This window comes from Saccharopolyspora erythraea NRRL 2338, assembly GCF_000062885.1.
Lineage (GTDB): Bacteria > Actinomycetota > Actinomycetes > Mycobacteriales > Pseudonocardiaceae > Saccharopolyspora_D > Saccharopolyspora_D erythraea.
Map to the genome: position 1 here is coordinate 42,108 of NC_009142.1, position 19,276 is coordinate 61,383.

Annotated in this window: 20 protein-coding genes and 1 pseudogene; 12 read left to right on the forward strand and 9 right to left on the reverse strand. The window is 71.3% G+C overall.

All coding sequences use genetic code 11. The features are described from left to right. Positions 1–20 precede the first annotated feature (20 nt). From SACE_RS00115 to SACE_RS00140, 6 genes are all read left to right on the forward strand, one after another. A complete protein-coding gene (locus SACE_RS00115; protein ID WP_009945666.1) occupies positions 21–1,601 on the forward strand; it encodes a PfaD family polyunsaturated fatty acid/polyketide biosynthesis protein in 1,581 nt (526 codons plus the stop codon). After that, on the forward strand, positions 1,598–3,367 hold the full coding sequence (locus tag SACE_RS00120) for an acyl-CoA dehydrogenase family protein (protein ID WP_009945665.1): 1,770 nt from the start codon (positions 1,598–1,600) through the stop codon (positions 3,365–3,367). Before SACE_RS00115 ends, SACE_RS00120 begins: the two co-directional genes overlap by 4 nt. After that, on the forward strand, positions 3,360–5,066 hold the full coding sequence (locus SACE_RS00125) for an acetyl-CoA carboxylase carboxyltransferase subunit alpha (RefSeq protein WP_009945664.1): 1,707 nt from the start codon (positions 3,360–3,362) through the stop codon (positions 5,064–5,066). Before SACE_RS00120 ends, SACE_RS00125 begins: the two co-directional genes overlap by 8 nt. Further along, positions 5,063–5,569, forward strand: a complete 507-nt coding sequence (locus SACE_RS00130; protein WP_009945663.1) for an acetyl-CoA carboxylase biotin carboxyl carrier protein — start codon at positions 5,063–5,065, stop codon at positions 5,567–5,569. Before SACE_RS00125 ends, SACE_RS00130 begins: the two co-directional genes overlap by 4 nt. A 2-nt stretch (positions 5,570–5,571) precedes the next feature. Then, positions 5,572–6,921 (forward strand): acetyl-CoA carboxylase biotin carboxylase subunit, encoded by a 1,350-nt coding sequence (accC, locus tag SACE_RS00135; RefSeq protein ID WP_011872916.1) that lies wholly within the window; start codon positions 5,572–5,574, stop codon positions 6,919–6,921. 154 nt (positions 6,922–7,075) lie between these two features. Then, positions 7,076–7,723 carry an RNA polymerase sigma factor gene (locus tag SACE_RS00140; protein ID WP_009945660.1) on the forward strand — a complete coding sequence of 216 codons (648 nt, stop codon included), beginning with the start codon at positions 7,076–7,078 and terminating at the stop codon, positions 7,721–7,723. 74 nt (positions 7,724–7,797) lie between these two features. Here the strand turns inward: SACE_RS00140 and SACE_RS00145 are convergent, their stop codons facing one another. From SACE_RS00145 to SACE_RS00160, 4 genes are all read right to left on the reverse strand, one after another. Continuing rightward, complete coding sequence (locus tag SACE_RS00145; RefSeq protein ID WP_011872917.1) at positions 7,798–8,334, reverse strand: Clp protease N-terminal domain-containing protein; 537 nt, start codon at positions 8,332–8,334, stop codon at positions 7,798–7,800. 2 nt (positions 8,335–8,336) lie between these two features. After that, positions 8,337–8,546, reverse strand: a complete 210-nt coding sequence (locus SACE_RS00150) for a hypothetical protein (protein WP_009945658.1) — start codon at positions 8,544–8,546, stop codon at positions 8,337–8,339. Between the two features lie 53 nt (positions 8,547–8,599). Then, complete coding sequence (locus SACE_RS00155; protein ID WP_009945656.1) at positions 8,600–9,100, reverse strand: SRPBCC family protein; 501 nt, start codon at positions 9,098–9,100, stop codon at positions 8,600–8,602. A gap of 180 nt (positions 9,101–9,280) precedes the next feature. Next, positions 9,281–9,814, reverse strand: coding sequence for a hypothetical protein (locus SACE_RS00160; RefSeq protein ID WP_009945654.1), 534 nt, complete (start codon positions 9,812–9,814; stop codon positions 9,281–9,283). Positions 9,815–9,962: 148 nt separating this feature from the next. On the opposite strand from SACE_RS00160, the gene SACE_RS00165 reads away from it, so the two are divergent. Beyond that, positions 9,963–10,517: a peptidylprolyl isomerase gene (locus SACE_RS00165; protein WP_029621525.1), complete on the forward strand. Its 555-nt coding sequence runs from the start codon at positions 9,963–9,965 to the stop codon at positions 10,515–10,517. A 1-nt stretch (position 10,518) separates the two neighbouring features. Continuing rightward, positions 10,519–11,445, forward strand: a complete 927-nt coding sequence (locus SACE_RS00170; RefSeq protein ID WP_009945652.1) for a rhomboid family intramembrane serine protease — start codon at positions 10,519–10,521, stop codon at positions 11,443–11,445. Between the two features lie 79 nt (positions 11,446–11,524). Here SACE_RS00170 and SACE_RS00175 read toward each other — a convergent pair whose 3' ends face one another. Together SACE_RS00175 and crgA are read right to left on the reverse strand one after the other, a co-directional pair. Beyond that, entirely contained in the window at positions 11,525–11,938 is a 414-nt protein-coding gene (locus SACE_RS00175) for a PH domain-containing protein (protein WP_009945651.1), read from the reverse strand. Positions 11,939–12,157: 219 nt separating this feature from the next. Beyond that, positions 12,158–12,424 (reverse strand): cell division protein CrgA, encoded by a 267-nt coding sequence (crgA, locus tag SACE_RS00180; protein WP_009945650.1) that lies wholly within the window; start codon positions 12,422–12,424, stop codon positions 12,158–12,160. A gap of 195 nt (positions 12,425–12,619) precedes the next feature. Here crgA and SACE_RS00185 point away from each other — a divergent pair, with 195 nt between their 5' ends. The 3 genes from SACE_RS00185 (at position 12,620) to SACE_RS00190 (ending at position 14,313) form a co-directional block, all read left to right on the forward strand. Continuing rightward, on the forward strand, positions 12,620–13,441 hold the full coding sequence (locus tag SACE_RS00185; protein WP_009945649.1) for a class E sortase: 822 nt from the start codon (positions 12,620–12,622) through the stop codon (positions 13,439–13,441). Next, a complete protein-coding gene (locus SACE_RS38235) occupies positions 13,441–13,596 on the forward strand; it encodes a hypothetical protein (protein ID WP_009945648.1) in 156 nt (51 codons plus the stop codon). The genes SACE_RS00185 and SACE_RS38235 overlap by 1 nt, the downstream gene beginning before the upstream one ends. 75 nt (positions 13,597–13,671) lie before the next feature. Further along, on the forward strand, positions 13,672–14,313 hold the full coding sequence (locus SACE_RS00190) for an aminodeoxychorismate/anthranilate synthase component II (protein WP_029621524.1): 642 nt from the start codon (positions 13,672–13,674) through the stop codon (positions 14,311–14,313). Between the two features lie 67 nt (positions 14,314–14,380). On the opposite strand, the gene SACE_RS00195 is transcribed toward SACE_RS00190, so the two are convergent. Beyond that, positions 14,381–15,433 carry an IS3 family transposase gene (locus SACE_RS00195; RefSeq protein WP_231849889.1) on the reverse strand — a complete coding sequence of 351 codons (1,053 nt, stop codon included), beginning with the start codon at positions 15,431–15,433 and terminating at the stop codon, positions 14,381–14,383. On the opposite strand from SACE_RS00195, the gene SACE_RS38940 reads away from it, so the two are divergent. Further along, on the forward strand, positions 15,426–16,805 hold the full coding sequence (locus SACE_RS38940) for an IS256-like element ISSer2 family transposase (RefSeq protein ID WP_011872920.1): 1,380 nt from the start codon (positions 15,426–15,428) through the stop codon (positions 16,803–16,805). The genes SACE_RS00195 and SACE_RS38940 overlap by 8 nt on opposite strands. 54 nt (positions 16,806–16,859) lie before the next feature. Here SACE_RS38940 and SACE_RS40015 read toward each other — a convergent pair. Together SACE_RS40015 and pknB are read right to left on the reverse strand one after the other, a co-directional pair. Continuing rightward, positions 16,860–17,279, reverse strand: a pseudogene (locus SACE_RS40015) (transposase); the annotation flags it as partial. An 11-nt stretch (positions 17,280–17,290) separates the two neighbouring features. Continuing rightward, on the reverse strand, positions 17,291–19,252 hold the full coding sequence (gene pknB, locus SACE_RS00205; protein ID WP_009950432.1) for a Stk1 family PASTA domain-containing Ser/Thr kinase: 1,962 nt from the start codon (positions 19,250–19,252) through the stop codon (positions 17,291–17,293). Positions 19,253–19,276: the final 24 nt, after the last annotated feature.

The following is a 19,276-nucleotide window of genomic DNA, read 5'->3' on the forward strand; positions in this document are numbered from 1 at the left end:
AGCCGAGAACGGAGGTGCCCATGACCGCCACCACCGCACCCGACGCGGCCCCTGCACCGGTGCGCACCGACCCGGCCGGCGTCTACCAGGCGCTGCGCCGGCTCGACCGGCCCTGCTACGTCGTCGACACCGGCGCCGGGTACGGGGCGTCCAACGAGCTGCCCGCCGAGCAGGACCAGGTGCTCGCCGCCGTGGGCCCGCTGCCTCCGGAGCGGCTGGGCTCCACCGCGTTCGGCGACCGGCACGGCACCCGCTACGCCTACATGGCCGGCTCGATGGCAGGCGGCGTCGCTTCCGAGGACCTGGTCATCGCGATGGCGCGGGCGGGCCTGCTGGCGTCCTTCGGCTCGGCAGGGTTGCTGCCCGAACGCATCGAGAAGGCGCTGGTGCGCTTCGCGGAGGAGATCCCGGACCGCCCGTACGCGGTGAACCTCATCCACAGCCCCAGCGAGGAGGGCCTGGAACGCGGCGCCGTCGAGCTCTACCTGCGCCACGGCGTGCGGTGCGTCGAGGCGTCGGCGTTCATGGACGTGACACCGCACCTGGTGCGCTACCGCGTCGCCGGGCTCGAACGCGGCGCCCAGGGCGCACCGCTGGCCCGCAACCGGCTGATCGCCAAGGTGTCGCGGCCCGAGGTGGCCGAGAAGTTCCTGCACCCGGCCCCGCCGTCCATGGTCGACGCGCTGGCCGCCGACGGGCTGGTGACCGCGGAGCAGGCGGAGCTGGCCAGGCACGTGCCGCTGGCCGACGACGTCACCGCCGAGGCCGACTCCGGCGGCCACACCGACCGCAGGCCCATGCCCGCGCTGCTGCCGACGATCCTGCGCCAGCGCGACGAGGTGCGGCGGCGCCACCGCTACCGGGAACGGGTCGGGATCGGCGCGGCCGGCGGGATCGGCACCCCCACCGCCGCGACCGCCGCGTTCGCGATGGGTGCCGACTACGTGGTCACCGGCTCGGTGAACCAGTCCTGCCTGGAGGCGGGCACCTCGCCCGCGGTGCGCGGGCTGCTGGCCGGCGCGGGGATCGCCGACTGCGAGATGGCCCCGGCGGCGGACATGTTCGAGCTCGGCGTGCAGCTCCAGGTGCTCAAGCGCGGCACGTTGTTCCCGATGCGGGCCAAGCAGCTCTACGAGCTGTACCGCGACCACGACGGCGTGGAGGCGCTGCCGGAGGTCGAGCGCGCGCGGTTGGAGAAGTCGGTGCTGCGGCGTCCGGTGGAGCAGGTGTGGGAGGAGGTCGTCGGCTACTTCCGCCGGCGCGACCCGGACCAGCTCGAACGGGCGGCCGCCGACCCGAGGCGCCGGATGGCGTTGATATTCCGCTGGTACCTGGGCATGGCCTCGCGCTGGGCCAACACCGGGGAGGCCGGCCGGGAGCAGGACTACCAGATCTGGTGCGGCCCGGCGATGGGCGCGTTCAACGAGTGGGTGCGCGGCAGCCACCTGGCGGAACCGGACAACCGAGCGGTCGCCGAGGTCGCCTGGCAACTGCTGCGCGGCGCCGCCTTCACCAGCCGGGTGCACCAGCTCCAGCTCTGCGGCGTGCGGTTGCCGGCGTCGTGCGCCGAATACCGTCCGGAGGCAGGTGACCAGCGGTGACGACGGTGAACGAGGTCGCGTGGCGGGGAGCCGCCGGGAACTGGACGGGGCCCTACGCCGCTGCCGCCGAGCTGGACGCGAAGCTCGGCGATCCGGCCGATCCGGACAACCCCTGCGGGTTCGCCGCGATGCGCGGGCGCGACGAATGCGCCGCGTTCCCGGACGCGCTGGTCGAGTCCGCCGGGCCCGCGCTGCGGCTGTCCTACCTGCCTTCCCGCCACGGCGGTGAACTGTCCACCATGGACGAAACCCTGGCTCTGGTGCGCGTCGCCGCCCGGCGCGACATCACGGTCATGCCGGCCACGATGTTCAGCATCACCGCGGCCGGGTGCGTGCTGCTGGCCGGCTCCGAAGAGCAACGGCGGCGCGTGGTCGGCCTGCTGCGCGGCGGCGGAGCGGTCGGGTTCGCGCTGTCGGAGGCCGAGCACGGCAGCGACCTGCTGTCCAACACCTGCGCGCTGAGCCGCGACTCCGAAGGCGCGCCGCGGCTGGACGGGCACAAGTGGCTGGTCGGGCTGGGCCGCCGGTGCGACGCGCTGCTGGTCGTGGCGCGCTCCGGCGGCCGCGGTCCCGCCGCCTTCTCCACCGTCCTGGTGGAAGGCGACGCGGTGCGCGAGGCCCGCACCGGCGAGCAGCAGCACCCGGCGGGCATGCGGGGCATCGACTTCGCCGGGTTCCGGTTCGAAGGCGCGCCCGTGCCGGAGGAGTCGGTGGTCGGCGAGACCGGACGCGGCATGGAGACCGCGATGACGGCCATGCAACTGGTGCGCACGACCAGCGCGGCGGCCAACCTCGCCGCGAGCGACACCGCGCTGCGGCTGGCGCTGGACTTCGCCACCGAGCACGTGGTGGCGGGCAGCGCCCTGATCGACCAGGAGCACGCCCGCCGCGAGCTGGGCACCGCGGCGGCGGCCGTCGTCGCCTGCGACGCGCTGGCGCTGGCGTGCACCCGCGCCCTGCACACCGCGCCCGCCGCGGCCAGCCTGCACTCCAGCGTGGTCAAGAAGGTCCTCACCGAGCTCTCGGCGGAGGTCTTCGCCCGCTGCGCGGACGTGCTCGGCACCCGCAGCCAGCTGCCCGGCGCGTTCGAGACCGCGCGACGCGACAACGAGGTGGTCCGCTACGTCGACACCGGGCCGGTGGCCAACATCCGGCAGGTCGCCGCGCAGGCGGCGCGGGTGCTCGCCGCCGACGGCAGCGACCCGGACGACGCGCTCGCCGCCACCTTCGCGCTCGACGCGCCGCTTCCCGAGTTCCGGCTCGACCGGCTGGTGCTCTCCTGCCGCCGCGACCCCTTCGTCTCCGCGTTGCCCGCGGTGGTGGGGCGTGCCGACCGCGCCCTGCTGACCTCCGGGAACGGCGACGCGGCGGCACTCGTGCGCCAGGTGGCCCACGAACTCGCGGAGATGGGAGAGGAAACGGGCCCGGCCCGCGACGCCGAGGACCGCTTCGAGCACGCGGAACGCTTCTGCTACCTGCACGCGGCCGCCTGCTGCGTGCACCTGTGGTGGTTCAGCAGGCACCTGCCGTTGTTCGGAGGAGCACCGGAGTCGCCGGACTGGCTGGCCGCCGCCCTGCGGCTGCTGCTCGACCGGGCCCGGGGAGTCACCACCCGGCTCCCAGCAGGGCTGACCGAGCCGCTTGCCCGGCACGTGAGGGCGCTGCACGGCTCGGGGCGGCTGGTGTCGGCGGTCGCGCTCCCGCTCGCCGAGTCCGGCCGCGCGCACGCGGGCACCGAGGACGACCGAGGGAGGCACGATGGCTGAGCCGGCTCGCACGCTCGCCCAGGACCCCAGACTGGCCGACGCGGACCAGGTGCGGTGGACGCGGTGCCCGAACTGCCGGTCGCTGGTGTACCTGCGCCGGCTGCGCCGCAACGGGCACGTCTGCCCGGACTGCGCGCACCACATGCGCATGGGGGTGCACGACCGGATCGAGTCCCTGCTGGACGCCGGCTCCTTCGAGCGCTTCGGCGCGGACGTGGCGCCGGTGGACGTGCTGGGCTTCACCGACTCCCGCCCCTACACCGAACGGCTGGCGCAGGCCCAGCGCCGCAGCGGCTCGAACGAGGCCGTGCTGTGCGGCACCGGGACGATCGACGGCGCGCCGCTGGTCGTGGCCGCGCTGGACTTCGGCTTCCTCGGCGGCAGCGTCGGCGGCGTCACCGGTGAGCTGGTCGCCCGCGCGGCGCGCACGGCGCTGGACCGGCGGACACCGCTGGTGCTGGTCTGCGCCTCGGGCGGCGCCCGGATGCAGGAGGGCACCATCTCGCTGATGCAGATGGCCAAGACCAGCCAGGAGGTCGCGCGGCTGCACGAAGCGGGTGTCCTGGTCGTCAGCATCGGCACCGATCCGACCTACGGCGGCGTCACCGCGTCGTTCGGCATGCTCGGCGACGTCGTGGTGGCCGAGCCCGGCGCGCGCATCGGCTTCGCGGGCCCGCAGGTGATCCGCCAGACCATCAGGCAGGAGTTGCCCGCCGGTTTCCAGACCGCGGAGTACCTGCGCGACGCGGGCATGGTCGACCTCGTCGTGCCGCGCCACGAGCTGCGCGCCCACCTGGCCCGGTTGCTGCGGGTGCACTCGGGCGGGACCGCCGCTCCGGCGGCGGAGCGCGGGTACCGCACGCGGCCGCGCCCGGCCGCGGACCGGGACGCCTCGGAGGTCCTCCACGCCGCTCGCGACATCGGACGACCGAGCACATCGGACTACTGCGCCCGGATCTTCGAGGACTTCGTGGAGCTGCACGGCGACCGGGTGTCCGGTGACGACCCCGCCGTCGTCGCGGGCATCGGCACGCTCGGGGGCCGGCCGGTGGTGGTCGTCGGCCACCAGAAGGGCCACGAGACGGCGGAGTTGGTGCAGCGCAACTTCGGAATGCCGCAGCCGGCCGGCTACCACAAGGCGCGGCGGATGATGGACTACGCCGAGCGCTTCGGCTTCCCGCTGGTCACCTTCGTAGACACCCCCGGCGCCCATCCCGGGGTGGACGCCGAGCAGCGCGGTCAGGGCACCGCCATCGCCGAGTGCATCAGCCGGATGGCGCGGCTGAAGGTGCCCGCGGTCTCCGTCGTCACCGGCGAGGGCGGAAGCGGTGGCGCGCTCGCGCTGGGCGTCGGCAACCGGGTCCTGGTCCTGGAGAACGCCTACTACTCGGTGATCAGCCCGGAGGGCTGCTCGACGATCCTGTGGGGAACCGCCGAACGCACCTCGCAGGCCGCCGAACAGCTCCGGATCACCGCCGAGGACCTCCTGCGGCTCGGCGTCGTGGACGGCGTGGTCGACGAACCCGCCGGGGGAGCGCAGCAGGACCACGCCGCCATGGCGTCCCGGCTCGCCGCCGCCCTGCGCGCCAGCATCGGCGAACTGTCCGAATTGGACGGGGACGCGCTGCTCGACCAGCGGCGGCGGCGCTTCGACCGGTTCGGAGACCCAGACCACAGCGACAGCGAGGTGCAACCATGACCGCGCACATCACCGACGGAACCGGCGTCACCCGGATCGCGGGTGAGGCACCCGAACACGGCGACAGCCTCGCCACCCTTCGCGCCGAGGCGGAACGGCTGATGCGCGCGGCGGGCCGGCCGGTGCGCCGGGTGAGCCTGCGCGCCGGTGGCAACGCGATCGAGGTCGACTGGGAGACCGGCGACGAGCAGGGAGGTGCCGCGGCGGTCGGTACCGCTCAGCCGCCGGTCGAGGAGACCGCGGGGGAGGACCGCGCGATCCGCGTCGTCGCGCCGCTCGTCGGCACCTTCTACCACGCCCCGTCACCGGGCGAAGCGCCGTTCGTCGAGGTCGGTGACGTGGTGGAGGAGGGCCAGCAGCTCGGCATCGTCGAGGCGATGAAGCTGATGAACCCGGTCACGGCCGATCGGCCCGGGCGGGTCCGCGCAGTCCTGGCCCCCGACGGCGAACTGGTGGAGTTCGAGCAGGTCCTGGTGGAGCTCGACCCCGTCGAGGAGGTGTGACCGTGTTCGCCAAGGTGCTCGTCGCCAACCGCGGGGAGATCGCGCTGCGGATCATCCGCGCCTGCCGCGAGCTCGGCATCGCGACGGTGGCGGCGCACTCCACCGCGGACGCGGAGTCGCTGCCGGTCCGGCTGGCCGACGAAGCGGTCCGGATCGGTCCCGCGGCGGCGCGGCAGAGCTACCTCAGCATCCCCAACATCATCGGAGCCGCGCGCAAGACCGGTGCCGACGCCATCCACCCCGGCTACGGCTTCCTGTCGGAGGACCCGTACTTCGCCGAGATCTGCCAGCAGCACGGCATCACGCTGATCGGCCCGCCGCCCGGGGTCATGGACGTGCTCGGCGACAAGGCCCGCACCCGCCGCGTCATGCGCGACGCGGGCCTGCCACTGCTGCCCGGCACGTTGTCGCCGGTGGCCTCCGCGGGAGAGGCGGAGCGGATCGCCGACGAGATCGGCTACCCGGTGATCATCAAGGCGTCCGCGGGCGGCGGCGGCAGCGGCATCACCGTCGTGCGCGACCGCGAGAGCCTGCCCTCGGCGCTGGCCGAGACCAGGGCCACCGCGCAGACGCTGTTCAAGGACCCGTCGGTCTACCTGGAGAAGTACCTCAGCCCGGCGCACCACGTGGAGATCCAGGTCGTCTGCGACTCCCACGGCGGCGCGGTCCACCTCGGCGAACGCGACTGCTCGGTGCAGCGGCGCAACCAGAAGCTCGTCGAGGAGGCGCCCTCGCCGCGCGTCGGCGACGACCTGCGCGCGCGGATGGGCCGCGCGGCCGTCGACGGTGCCGTGGCCGCCGGGTACCAGGGCGTGGGGACCGCGGAGTTCCTGCTCGACGACGACGGCGAGTTCTGGTTCATGGAGGTCAACCCGCGCATCCAGGTCGAACATCCGGTGACCGAGCTGGTCACCTCGCTCGACCTGGTGCGCGAGCAGATCCGCGTCGCCGCCGGGGAGAGGCTGTCGGTGCGCCAGCAGGACGTGCGCATGCGCGGCCACGCCGTGGAGTGCCGGGTCAACGCCGAGGACCCGGACCGCGGTTTCGCCGCGACGCCGGGAACGATCGAGCAGTACGTGGCGCCCGGCGGTCCCGGTGTGCGGGTGGACTCCCACTGCTTCCCCGGCTGCACCGTGCCGCCGAACTACGACTCGATGATCGCCAAGCTCCTGGTCTGGGCCGAGGACCGCGACCGGGCGCTGGACCGGATGGGCCGCGCCCTGGACGAGTACCGCGTCGAGGGCAGAGGCATGGCCACCACCATCGGTTTCCACCGCGAGGTCGTCGACCACCCGGTTTTCCGCGACGGTGCCGCCGGCACGGACTTCGTGCGGCAGCTCCGCGACGGGTGACCCGGTCGGCGCGGCCCGGCTCTTTCTCGATCCCGAACGCGAACCAGTCATCGTGACCGATTTCCCGCGAATCTTCCGGCACCACCATCGAAGGTGATCAAGGTTCGAACGCCAGCCACCTGCCCGCGAGGAGAGTTGCCGGAGGGAGAACACGATGCCTGCGTTGGGGACTGCCGACCGGGAGACGACCGCGAACGCGGCGCCGGCCGCGGAGGCGGAGCCGACCGCCAGAGAGCCGCGGACCGAGCCGTCACCGCTGGTCGACCGGTGCCGGCGTGGCGACCGGCGCGCCTGGAACGAGCTCGTGCGCTGCTACAGCCCGGTCATCTGGACCGTGGCCCGCTCCTACGAACTGTCCCCGCCGGACTGCGAGGACGTCTGCCAGATGACCTGGCAGCGGCTCGTCGAGCACCTGCCGAGGCTGCACCGCGCCGACCGCATCCGGCCGTGGCTGGTCACCGTCGCCAAGCGGGAGGCCATCCGGAACCGGCGGGTGCGGATCCGCACCGTGCCCGTCGCCGATCCCACCGAGGTCGGGCCCGGACGCGCGGCGGCCGGTGCGACACCCGAGGAGGTCGCGGTCACCCACGACCGCGACCGCGAGGTGCTCGCGGCCTTCCGCCTGCTGCCGGAGAAGCACCAGGCGCTGCTGGGGATGCTCGTGTCGGATCCCGGTACCAGCTACGACGACGTCGCCCAGGCCCTGCGGATGCCGCGGGGCTCGGTCGGTCCGACGCGGATGCGCGTCCTGGCGAGGATGCGCGACATGCTCACCGCCGAAGACGGTTCGGACCCGGGGTGAACCGCCGTCCGCGCTGAGCGGCTGCGCCGCGGAACCGGCCGGGGACTTCGCGGCAGATACCCGGCCGGCTTCCGTCAGCTCGCTTTGCGCCGGCGAGCCCGCAGGGAGGCGTAGTCGATCCCGTGCTCGTCCAGCAGGTCGGCCGCGACGCCGCAGGTGGTGACCAGACCCAGCAGCAGGTGGCGGTCGTCGAGCTGCCGGTCGCCCATGTCCACCGCCTCCCGCAGGCAGCGCCGCAGCACCTCCTTGGTGTCGGCGGCGACGGGGACGTGCCCGCGCGGCGCGAAGCGGCGGCGGCGCCCGCGCGGCACCATCGCTCCGGTGCCGTGGGCCCCCTCGACGCTGCCGACGACGTGGTCCACCTCGATGGCCAGCGCGCGCAGAGCCGAGGCGTCGGACTCGGAGAGCCCGGCGCGGCGACGGGCCGTCTCGTAGGCCGACGCGATGTCCTCGCGCCGCACGCCGTGCTCGGCCAGCAGGGCTCCGCACGGGGTCGCCAGCAGTGCCAGCGCCAGGTGCTCCGCGGTGACCTCGGCGGCTTCGGCCCGCTTGGCCTCCTCGACGGCCCGGACGACGGTGTCGCGTGCGGTGCGCGTGAATCGCTCGAACATCGTCATGCCCTCCCGTGCTTCTTGTGGACCGCCTGCCGGGAGACCCCCAGCTCGTTGGCGACCTCCTGCCACGACCAGCCCTGGTTGCGCGCGTTGCGGACCTGCACCGCCTCGAGCTGTTCGAGCAGCTTGCGCAGGGCGGCCACGGCGCGCAGGCCCGCGCGCGGGTCCCGGCCGCCCGCCGCCGAGGCCAGTTCCGTCGCTTCAGTCATGGTGTCAATGTAGGTTGACACGGGAGGTATGTCAACGTCGGTTGACGTGGTGGTCAGTCCTCCACGGCAGCCTTGATCCCGGCGACCGTCCTGGACATGGCGTCCTCGAGCATCGCCCGCCGCTTGGCCCCCAGGGCCGCGGCCTGATCGGCGTCCATGCCGCGCATGAAGCTCGCGAACCTCGCAGGCGGCTCCTGCATGCGGTAGCGCTGGGTGAGCACGCAGCCGTCGCCGTCCGGCTCGATCGCGAACGACCAGACCGACACCTCGGGGCTCCTGGCGTAGGTCAGCACCGCCCACGCGAACTCCCGGCCCGGGACCGCGGCCACGACCTCGCACTCGGTGGTCCACGTCTCCCCGCCGGCCCGGTTGTGCCCGTGGAACCGGGACCCGGCCGCGCCGGGCTGGCCCCGCAGCCACTCGCCGCCGGTGCACTCCGGGCTCCACTCGCCCATGCGAGTGATGTCGCTGACGACCCGGTAGACCTCATCGGGGGACGCGTCGACCTCCGTGGTGGCCTCGATGTCGAAGGACAGCTCGATCTGCTCACTCATCTGATCAGTCTGTGCGACGCAAGGCACCCTCGGACGTGAGAACGGCGACACCCAGCGGGTGCCGCCGTTCTCACATTCCGTCTTCGGGTGATACGCGAGAAAAAGATCCCGAAGTCAGAGGGCGCCTAGGTTCCGCCACCTGCACCGCCACGCAAGGCGAGTTCAGGGGCAGGGAGGCCCTCAGCGCTGGTACTCCGAACCCAGCGAGGTCGGCCGGTCGGCACGGCCGTCGCCCTGCGCGGGCACCGGCGAGTGGCGGCCGTCGGCGCCGTGCCGCGGCCCGTCCTCGGCCTCGGCGACCGGCAGCTCCTCGGGCCGGCGCGACAGCGCGACGCCCGCCGCGGCCACCCCGGCCAGCACCAGCAGCACCCACGGCCACTTCCGCCTGCGCCGCGCCTCGGGCGCGATGCGGCTGGCCAGCTCGCGGCGGGCGATCTCGGCGTTCCTGGCGAACTGCTTCTGCGCCTTGCGCCGCCGCTTGGCCAGCTGCTTGCGCGACATGCCGGTCGCCTTGCGGGCGATCAGCTCCTGCAACTCGTCGGTGTCGATACCGCGGTGGGCCAGCTCGTACTCGGCGCGCGCCGCGGCCGTCTTCGACATCGCCATTCCGGCCCGCCCGGCTCGCGCGGCCCCGATGCGGGCCGAGCGGATCCCGGTGCCGACTGCCCGGCCCACGTTCTCACCGGCTCGGGTCATGGCCTTCACTTCGTCCATCGTGTGCCTCCTACGCCCGGCGTTCGCCGGTCTTCGCTCTGGCGTCCAGGCGGCCCGGCCGGGTGGCGGGAACGCCTGGCACGTGACGATCAGCCCCCATACTGCACCCAGACACCACGTTCCCGCCTTTCGATGGCAGGATGGTCTGGTGGCTGAAGACAACGGATCGCTCGTTGGGACGACGTTGACCGCGACCCTGCACACGACGCAGGGCGACATCCGGGTCAACCTGTTCCCGAACAAGGCGCCCAAGACCGTCGCGAACTTCGTCGGCCTGGCCGAAGGAACCAAGGAGTACGACGCCCCGAACGCGAAGGGCGAGCGCTCCGGGCCGTTCTACGACGGGGTCATCTTCCACCGGGTCATCGAGGGCTTCATGATCCAGACGGGAGACCCGACCGGTACCGGGCGCGGTGGCCCCGGCTACCAGTTCGGCGACGAGTTCCACCCGGAGCTGCAGTTCGACCGGCCGTACCTGCTGGCGATGGCCAACGCGGGTCCCGGCACCAACGGCTCGCAGTTCTTCATCACCGTGGGCGCGACGAGCTGGCTGAACTACAAGCACACGATCTTCGGCGAGGTCTCCGACCAGGCCTCGCGCGATGTCGTCGACGCCATCGCCACGACCGCGACCGGTCCCGCCGACCGCCCGGTCAACGACATCGTGATCGAGAAGGTCACCGTGGAGCGCGGCGAGGGCTGACGTGACGGTACCGCCGCACGGGCAGCCGACCGGTTCGGACGGGGCGCCGCCGCTTCAGGCGTGCGTGCGCCATCCGGACCGGCCGACCGGGCTGCGCTGCACGCGGTGCGAACGCCCGGCCTGCCCGGACTGCCTCCGCGAGGCGTCGGTGGGCTACCACTGCGTCGACTGCGTGCAGGCCGGCCGCGGTGGCACCCGCCAGGCGGTCACGGTCGCCGGTGCGCGGCTGGCCGCCAAGCCGGTCGTCGTGCCGGTGCTGATCGCGGTCAACGTGCTGGTGCACGTCTACACGTCCGTCCAGGCGGGCAGCGGGATGGACAACTTCGACTCCGACGGGTTCGCCACGTCGGCGCTGCTGCCGATCCTGGTCGCGGGCGGCCAGTGGTGGCGGCTGGTCACCTCCGGCTTCCTGCACATCGGCCTGCCGCACCTGGCGATGAACATGATCGCGCTGTGGGTGATCGGCCGGGACCTCGAACTGGTGCTGGGCCGCCTGCGGTTCACCGCGGTCTACTTCCTGTCGCTGCTCGGCGGCAGCACCGCGGTGTTCGTGTTCGGCGAGCTGGTGCAGCCGGTCGCCGGCGCGTCCGGCGCGGTGTACGGCCTGATGGGCGGCATCGCGGTCGCCGCACTGCGGCTGAAGGTCAGCCTGCGGCCGGTGCTCATCGTGATCGGCCTGAACGTGCTGCTCAGCGTCACCATCCCGGGGCTGTCCCTGCTGGGGCACCTGGGCGGGCTCTTCGTGGGCGCCGCCGCGACGGCGGCGCTGGTCTACGCGCCGAGGCAGCGCAGGCTGCTCTTCCAGGGCGGCGCGCTCGCGGCGATCTTCCTGGTGCTCGCCGTCGCGCTGGTCACCAAGGACATGTCGCTGGGCAACATGGTCTGCACGGGCTACGGCGGCGCGGGCACCCGCTGCGCCGTGGGTTAGCGGATGTTCCAGAGCTGGTTCGCGTAGCGGTCCGGGTCGGGTCCCGTGCCAGCAGCTGATGCCGCTTGCCGAACGGGGCCTAGCCGGGTCGCATCGCGTTCAACGCGTCCGCGACCTCGACCGGATCGGCGCCGAGTTCGAGCCTGGTCAGCACCACGAGCTCGTCGTCGGCGGTGTCGAGGACGAGCACCTCGACGGTGCGGCCGAGCCGCGAGCTGCGCTCGGTCCGCACGGTCACCGCCGCCCACGGCCACGACCTGCGGCCGCGCAGACCGCGCACGGTGATGCCTGCGGCGTCGGCGCTGAGCCGCGGCCGGCAGAGCGTGGCGTAGGCCGAGGCGGCCGCGAGCACGACCACCACCGCGCCGACGAACAGCCGGTCCGGCGCGCTGCCGCTCAGCAGCCACCACGCAACCGCGGCCGCGGTGAGCACCCACCCGGAAGCGGCCAGGCCGACGGGTGTGGACCACTCACGCGAAATCTGGGAACGCACCGCTTTCCGCCTCCTCATCCACCGCCGTGGTTTCACGTGAAACCAGGGTCTGACCAGCGCTGATCCGTTCAGCGGGTGAAGTTATCCACAGGAGTTATCCCCAGTGGGGATGAGTTACACACGTGTTGTTCGGTTACCGGACGCTTTCGCCGACATGAACAGAGTGAGGCCCGAAGGTGTAGCACCTCCGGGCCTCGATCACGTGCGGTTTTCCGGCGGCTAGCGCCAGCGCATGGTCATCAGCAGGCCGATGATCATGAAAGCGAACCCGACCGCGAAGTTCCACGCCTCCAGGTCGGCCATGAACGGGATCTTGTCCCCCGCCAGGTAGTTGACCACCAGCCACAGCAGGCCGATGACCATCATGCCCAGCATGACCACGACGTAGATCGGGTGCGACGGTCCTACCGCCTTCGCCTTCACCGGCGTGCGGCGATCAGCCACCGGGGTGGAGGAGTCCTTCTTGCGGACTTTGGACTTCGGCATGGTGTCCTCGCCAGGGGAGGCAGCGCAGCGTCGGCTGCGTGCTCGGGGGCGGCGGCCGTACCGCGCGATCCGGCCCGGAGCGGAACCGGAGGCGGAGCGGCTCGTTTTCCGACTAACACGTTAACGTAATCTCGTAGCCGACCGAACACCCCGTGCGCTGGCGAGTTCGGTCGGCCGGCAGTGGGAAGGGACACCGTGGGGTCCACCGACTTCGCAGTGGCACCACCGCCGGACCGCCGTCCCCACCGGGTCCGCGCGGCGGTCCGGGTCTTCGGCGAGGTCCTCATCACCCTCGGCCTGGTGCTCCTGTTGTTCGTGTTCTACGAGGTCTACGTCACCGACTGGTTCACCGCGCGCAAGCAGGACGACGCGAGCCGTCGGCTCGACCAGCAGTGGCGGGCTCCGGGGCCCCCGCCGCCCGCGCCGGGGGAGGGAGACGCGTTCGCCCGGCTCCACATACCGGCCTTCGGCCCCGACTACCGGTTCACGGTCCTCGAGGGCACCGATCCGGCGACGCTCGCGGCGGGACCCGGCCACTACTCGGCCACCGCCCGCCCAGGTGAGCAGGGCAACTTCGCGGTCGCCGGACACCGCATCGGCAAGGGCGCGCCGTTCAATGACCTCGACCGGCTGCACTCCTGCGACGCGCTGGTCGTCGAGACCGCGACCGAGTGGTACATCTACCGCGTGCTGCCCCTGGCCGAGGAAGCCCCGAGCTGGGACTCCCGGGCGGCGTACCCGAAGTGCCGGGGCGTGGCTCCGATCGGAGTGCCCTACGACCAGGCGGTCGGCCGGCGCATCGTCGGTCCGGAACAGGGCGAGGTGATCCACCCGGTCCCGGGCCGGCCGCGGGACACCCTGCCGAAGGACCAGCAGACCAGGCTCATCACCCTCACCACCTGTCACCCGGAGTTCTCCGCGGCGCAGCGGCTCATCGTGCACGGGGTGCTGGTGAAGCGGTACCCGAAGGACCCGGCCGACACCGGCCTGCGACCACCCGAACTCGAGGAGCGCTGATGTACGGCTGGATCTGGCGGCGGTTGCCGGGCCCCACCGCGGCGAAGGCCGTCCAGGCCGTGCTGCTGGTCGCGGCGGTCATCGCGCTGCTGCTGTTCGTGGTCTTCCCGCGGGTTGAGCCGCTGCTGCCGTTCAACGAGGTCACCACGCTCTGAAGGCACCCGGGCGCGTCGGGTGCCACGTGCCGGAACGTGCGCGACACCGGGCGGCGTGCCACGTACCCTGTGGGCGTGCGCGTACTCGTCGTCGACAACTACGACAGCTTCGTCTACAACCTCGTCCAGTACCTGGCGCAGCTCGGCGCCGAATGCGTCGTGCGCCGCAACGACGTCGTCACCGACGACGAGGTGGAGTGGTCCGACGGCGTGCTGTTCAGCCCCGGGCCGGGCACCCCCGACCGGGCGGGCCGCACGATGGAGCTCGTCCGGCGCTGCGCCGACGAGCGGCGGCCGGTCCTCGGCGTGTGCCTCGGCCACCAGGCCATCGGCGCCGCGTGGGGCGGCGTCGTCGAGCGCGCCCCCGAGCTTCTGCACGGCAAGGTCAGCGAGATCCGGCACGACGGCGCCGGCGTCTTCGCCGGGCTCCCGGAACCCTTCATCGCCACCCGCTACCACTCGCTGATCGTCCGCGCCGACACCATCCCGGACGAGTTCGAGGTCACCGCCCGCACCGAGTCGGGCATCGTGATGGGCATGCGCCACCGGGAGCTCCCGGTCGAGGGCGTGCAGTTCCACCCCGAGTCGGTGCTCACCGACGGCGGGCACCGGATGCTGGCCAACTGGATGGCCTCGGCGGGCAACCCGGTCGACGAGCACGTCGTGTCCCAGCTCGAAGAGGGCATGCGCCAGGTCGCTGCGGCCGCGCGCCGCTGACCCACCGACGAAGAAGGGGCCCCGCGGATTGAACTGGTCCCCGAGGGTTGGACCGACTAATTGAAGGCTAGTTGGTGGGGGTCTGGGCTCGGTATTCGGCCGGGCTCAGACCCTTCATCGTGGTGGAGATGCGGGTGGTGTTGTACCAGTCGAGGTAGTCGTCGAGGGCGGTGGTGAGGTCCTTGGCGGTGTCGAACTGGTTGTGGTGGAAGAGTTCTTCTTTGAGGTGGCCGAAGAAGTTCTCGGCCAGGGCGTTGTCCAGGCAGGTGGCTTTTCGGGACATCGACTGTGTCAGGCCGGCGTTGGTGAGGAGTCTGCGCCAGGAGGCGTGCTGGTACTGAAATCCCTGGTCGGAGTGCACCAGCGGGGTTTGCCCTGGTTCGAGTGTGGCGATGGCCTTGCGTAGCGAGGAGTTCGTCAGCTCCGTGTTGGGTGAGGTGCTCCAGGAGTAGGCCACGACGGACCGGTCGAACAGGTCGATCACTGGGGACAGGTAGATCTTGCCGGTGCCGACGCGGAACTCGGTGACGTCGGTGACCCACTTGGTGTTCGGCGCGGTCGCGGCGAACTCGCGGTTGAGCACGTTGGCGGCGATCGTGCCGACCTCCCCTTTCCAGGACACATACGGTCGGCGGCGCCGGACCTTGCAGACCAGGCCCAGGGCCCGCATCAGTTTCAGCACGGTCTTTTTGGCGACCTGCCAGCCCCGGCGGACAAGGATCGTGTGAACCCGCCGATGCCCGTACCGACGGTGGGCCTGCTCGAAGACCTCCGTCACCGCTTCTTTGAGGTCTGCCTGCGGATCTTCGGCGTCCATCCGGGCCTGGTGGTAGAAGAATGTCGAGCGGGCTACGCCCGCGACCGCCAGCAGCACAGCCAGCGGGTACTGCGCCTTGAGAGTGGCGATGACCTGGGTCTTTACTTTCGCCCCTGCGCTCTCGAGGCCCGCAATTTTTTCAGGTAGGCGTTTTCGGCAGCCAGACGCTGGTTCTCCTGCCGCAGCCGTTGCACCTCGCTGAGCTCGCCCTCGGGTGGTTCCGGGGCGCCTGGCGGTCGGCGGGCGTGTCAGGTGGGTTGTGTACAAGATCCGATAGTTGATGGAGTACGCACCGATGGGCACGCGTGATTCGCAGCAGCAGGAAGGACATCCGTTCGGGACGGCCGCACAGCCCTCGTCAGCGCGGGACGCGGTCAATGAGATGATCGAGGCAGGCCTGCTCGATGGGGTGATGGACACCGTCGACCGGGGCGGGCTGGCGTTGACCGGGCAGGGCGGGTTTTTGCCCGAGCTGGTCAAAGCCGTGCTCGAGCGGGGTTTGCAGACCGAGATGGCCGATCACCTCGGGTATGACAAGGGGGATCCGGCCGGGCGGGGCAGCCCGAACTCCCGCAACGGTGCCAGCGGTAAGACGATCTCGACCGAGGTCGGCGAGGTCGATCTGGAGGTGCCCCGCGACCGGGCGGGCTCGTTCGAGCCGCGGCTGGTGCCCAAGGGGTCGCGGCGGGCCGGCGGCCTGGACGAGATCATCATCTCGCTGTACGCGGGCGGGATGACCGTCCGCGACATCCAGCACCACCTGCAGCGCACCTACGGCACCGAGCTCTCCCACGAGACGATCTCCAAGATCACCGACACGGTGCTCGAGGAGGTCACGGCCTGGCAGTCGAGGCCGCTGGAAGAGATCTACCCGATCATCTACCTGGATGCCCTGGTGGTGAAGGTGCGTGACGGCCACCAGGTCCGCAACCGCTCCGCCCACATCGCCGTCGGTGTCGATCTCGACGGCGTCAAACACGTCCTCGGGATCTGGATCCAGGCCTCCGAAGGGGCGAAGTTCTGGGCCGGGGTGTGTGCCGAGCTGCGCAACCGCGGCGTCAAAGACGTCCTGATCGTCTGCTGCGACGGCCTGCCCGGGTTGCCGGAGGCGATCGAGGCGACCTGGCCGTCCTCGACGGTGCAGACCTGCACGGTGCATCTGATCCGGGCGGCGATGCGGTTCGTCTCGTATCAGGACCGCAAGAAGGTCGCTGCGGCGTTGAAACCGATCTACACCGCGCCCACCGCCCAGGCCGCCGAGACCGCCCTGCTGGAGTTCGCCGAGTCCGACCTCGGCCGCAAGTATCCGGCCGCCGTGCGGACCTGGGAAAACGCGTGGGAACGGTTCATCCCGTTCCTGGAGTTCCCGCCCGAAGTCCGCAAGATCATCTACACCACGAACTCGATCGAGTCACTGAACTACCAACTCCGCAAGATCATCAAAAACCGCGGGCACTTCCCCTCCGACGACGCGGTGATCAAGCTGTTGTGGCTGGCCATCCGCGACATCGAAGACAAACGCGCCCGACAACGCGACAAACAACGCGGACTACCCACCCACCAGCGCAACGCCCCCGCACGCCTGGTCGAAGGCGCCACCGTCCAAGGCTGGAAACAAGCCCTCGGCGCACTCGCCCTGCACTTCCCCGACCGCCTCGACCCCTACCTCAACTGACCCACCCAAAGTCCTATACACAAACCACTTGACAGGCTCCGGTCGGCCTCGCCGCTTGGGCCGCAGCGCGTCCTCACCCTCACGCCGGTACTTGCGCACCCAGGTCTCGACCAGCTTGGGCGAGGACAGGGCGTACTCGCGGGCCAGTTCCGCCGTGGTGGCCTCGCCGTCAAGGAACCGACGCACGACTTCGAGCTTGAACTCGAACGAGAACGACTGCTTCGGTTTCATGATCAGCGCTCCCGCGCCTCGCAGGACCCATCGGTGCCGCAAGCGTCTCACCGCCGTGCGCGACACACCCAACCGGGCCGCGACGACCTTCGCCCCGTAACCAGCCTCGAACAAAGCCACGGCAGCCTCACGCTGCCGCTCCGACAACGAACTACCTGGATACACGAACCGCTCCCCAAGAGCTGGAACTGGATTTCCAGTCCAACCCTCGGGGACCAGTTCAGATCGCGGGGCCCCTTCCATCACGGCTGCCTTCAGGGGAACGGCGGGAAGAACCCGTCGTCGGGCTGCGTGGTCGGCGAACTGTCGTACTCGCCGACGTAGATCGTGATGGTCTGGTTCTTGCTGATCTTGTCGCCGCCCGACGGCGAGCTGCGCATGACCTTGCCGTCGAGCTTGCTGTCGGAGGTCGACTCCTTCTGCTCGACGAGCTGGCCGTTCCAGCCGAGCTGCTGGAGCTGCCTCTTGGCGTCGGTCGGCGAGAGCCCGGTCAGCGGAGGCATCGAGATCTGCTGCCCGTTGGAGACGTAGACCGTCACCTTCGAGCCGGGCTTCAACTTGGTGTCGGCGGCCGGGGTCTGGTCGACCACTATGCCGGCGGGCTCGCTGGAGTCGCGGTCCGAGCGCTGGACCTGGAAACCGGCGTAGCTCAGCATCCTCTCGGCGGTCTCGTACGGCATGTTGCGGACGTCGGGGACGGCCCGCTGCTCGGCCTTCTTGCCCAGCACCACGTTGATCGTGGTTCCCTTGGCGACGGTGCCCTCCGGGTCCCACTCCAGGATCTTGTCGACCTGGCTGTCGTTGTCGACCTCGCGGGTCTTGGGGTTGTAGCCGAGCATGAGCCCGACCTCCGACAGCTTGGCGCTGGCCTGGTCCATGGACATCCCGCGCAGGTCCGGGATCTGGACCTGTTCCGGTCCCGTGCCGAAGCAGACCCTGATCCGGTCCTGCTTCTTGTCGATCGGGACCCCCGGGTCCGGGGTCTGGTTGATGACGCGGCCGACGTCCTCCCGGCTGGACGGGCACGGGATCTGCTCCTGCCACAACCAGTTGCCGGCGGTCAGCTCGCTGAGCGCCTGGGACTTGGTCATGCCCTCGAGCTGCGGAACCGCGATCTTGTCGTCGCCGCTCGGGCCGCTCAGCAGCGCGTTGGCAACCCACGCGACCAGCGCGAACACCGCGACGCAGATGAGCGTGACCAGCGCGATCAGCCAGTTCTTGCGCCGCTTGCGCTGCTGCTCGGCGTCGAGGTCGTCCTCGACGGCGGGCTCCACGCTGCGGTGGCGTCCGCCCGGGGCCATAACCTCGGTCGCGGGTGCCGGAGCGATCATCGAGGTCCGCTCCTCCTCCGACATGATCATCGGAGCCTTCGGCCGCTGCCCGGACAGCACCCGCACCAGGTCGGCGCGCATCTCGGCGGCCGACTGGTAGCGGTTCGCGGGGTTCTTGCTCAACGCCTTGAGCACCACGGCGTCCAGCGACGCCGGGACCTGCTGGTTGACGTCGGACGGCTTGCGCGGGTCCTCCCGCACGTGCTGGTAGGCCACCGCGACCGGCGAGTCGCCGGTGAACGGGGGCTCGCCGGTGAGCAGCTCGAACAGCACGCAGCCCGAGGCGTAGACGTCGCTTCGCGCGTCGACGGACTCGCCCCGCGCCTGCTCCGGCGAGAGGTACTGGGCGGTCCCTATCACCGCGGCGGTCTGGGTGACCGCGGCCTGCCCGTCGGTCAGCGCCCGCGCGATGCCGAAGTCCATCACCTTCACCGCGCCGGAGCGGGTGATCATGATGTTGGCCGGCTTCACGTCGCGGTGGATGATGTGGTGCCGGTGGCTGAAGTCCAGCGCGGCCGAGGCGTCGGCCATGACCTCCATCGCGCGGCGCGGCGCCAGCGGACCCTCGGACTTGACGATGTCGCGCAGCGTCCGGCCGTCGACGTACTCCATCACGATGTAGGGCAGCGGACCGTTCTCGGAGTCGGTCTCGCCCGTGTCGTAGACGGCGACGATCGCCGGGTGGTTCAGGGCGGCGGCGTTCTGCGCCTCGCGGCGGAACCGGAGCTGGAAGGTGGGGTCCCGGGCCAGGTCGGCGCGCAGGACCTTGACCGCCACGTCACGCCCCAGCCGGATGTCCCGGCCGCGGTGCACCTCCGACATACCGCCGTAGCCGAGCGTGTCACCGATCTCGTAGCGGTTGGAGAGAAGTCGCGGTGAGCTCATCGATGCGTCGTCCCGATCCTTGTC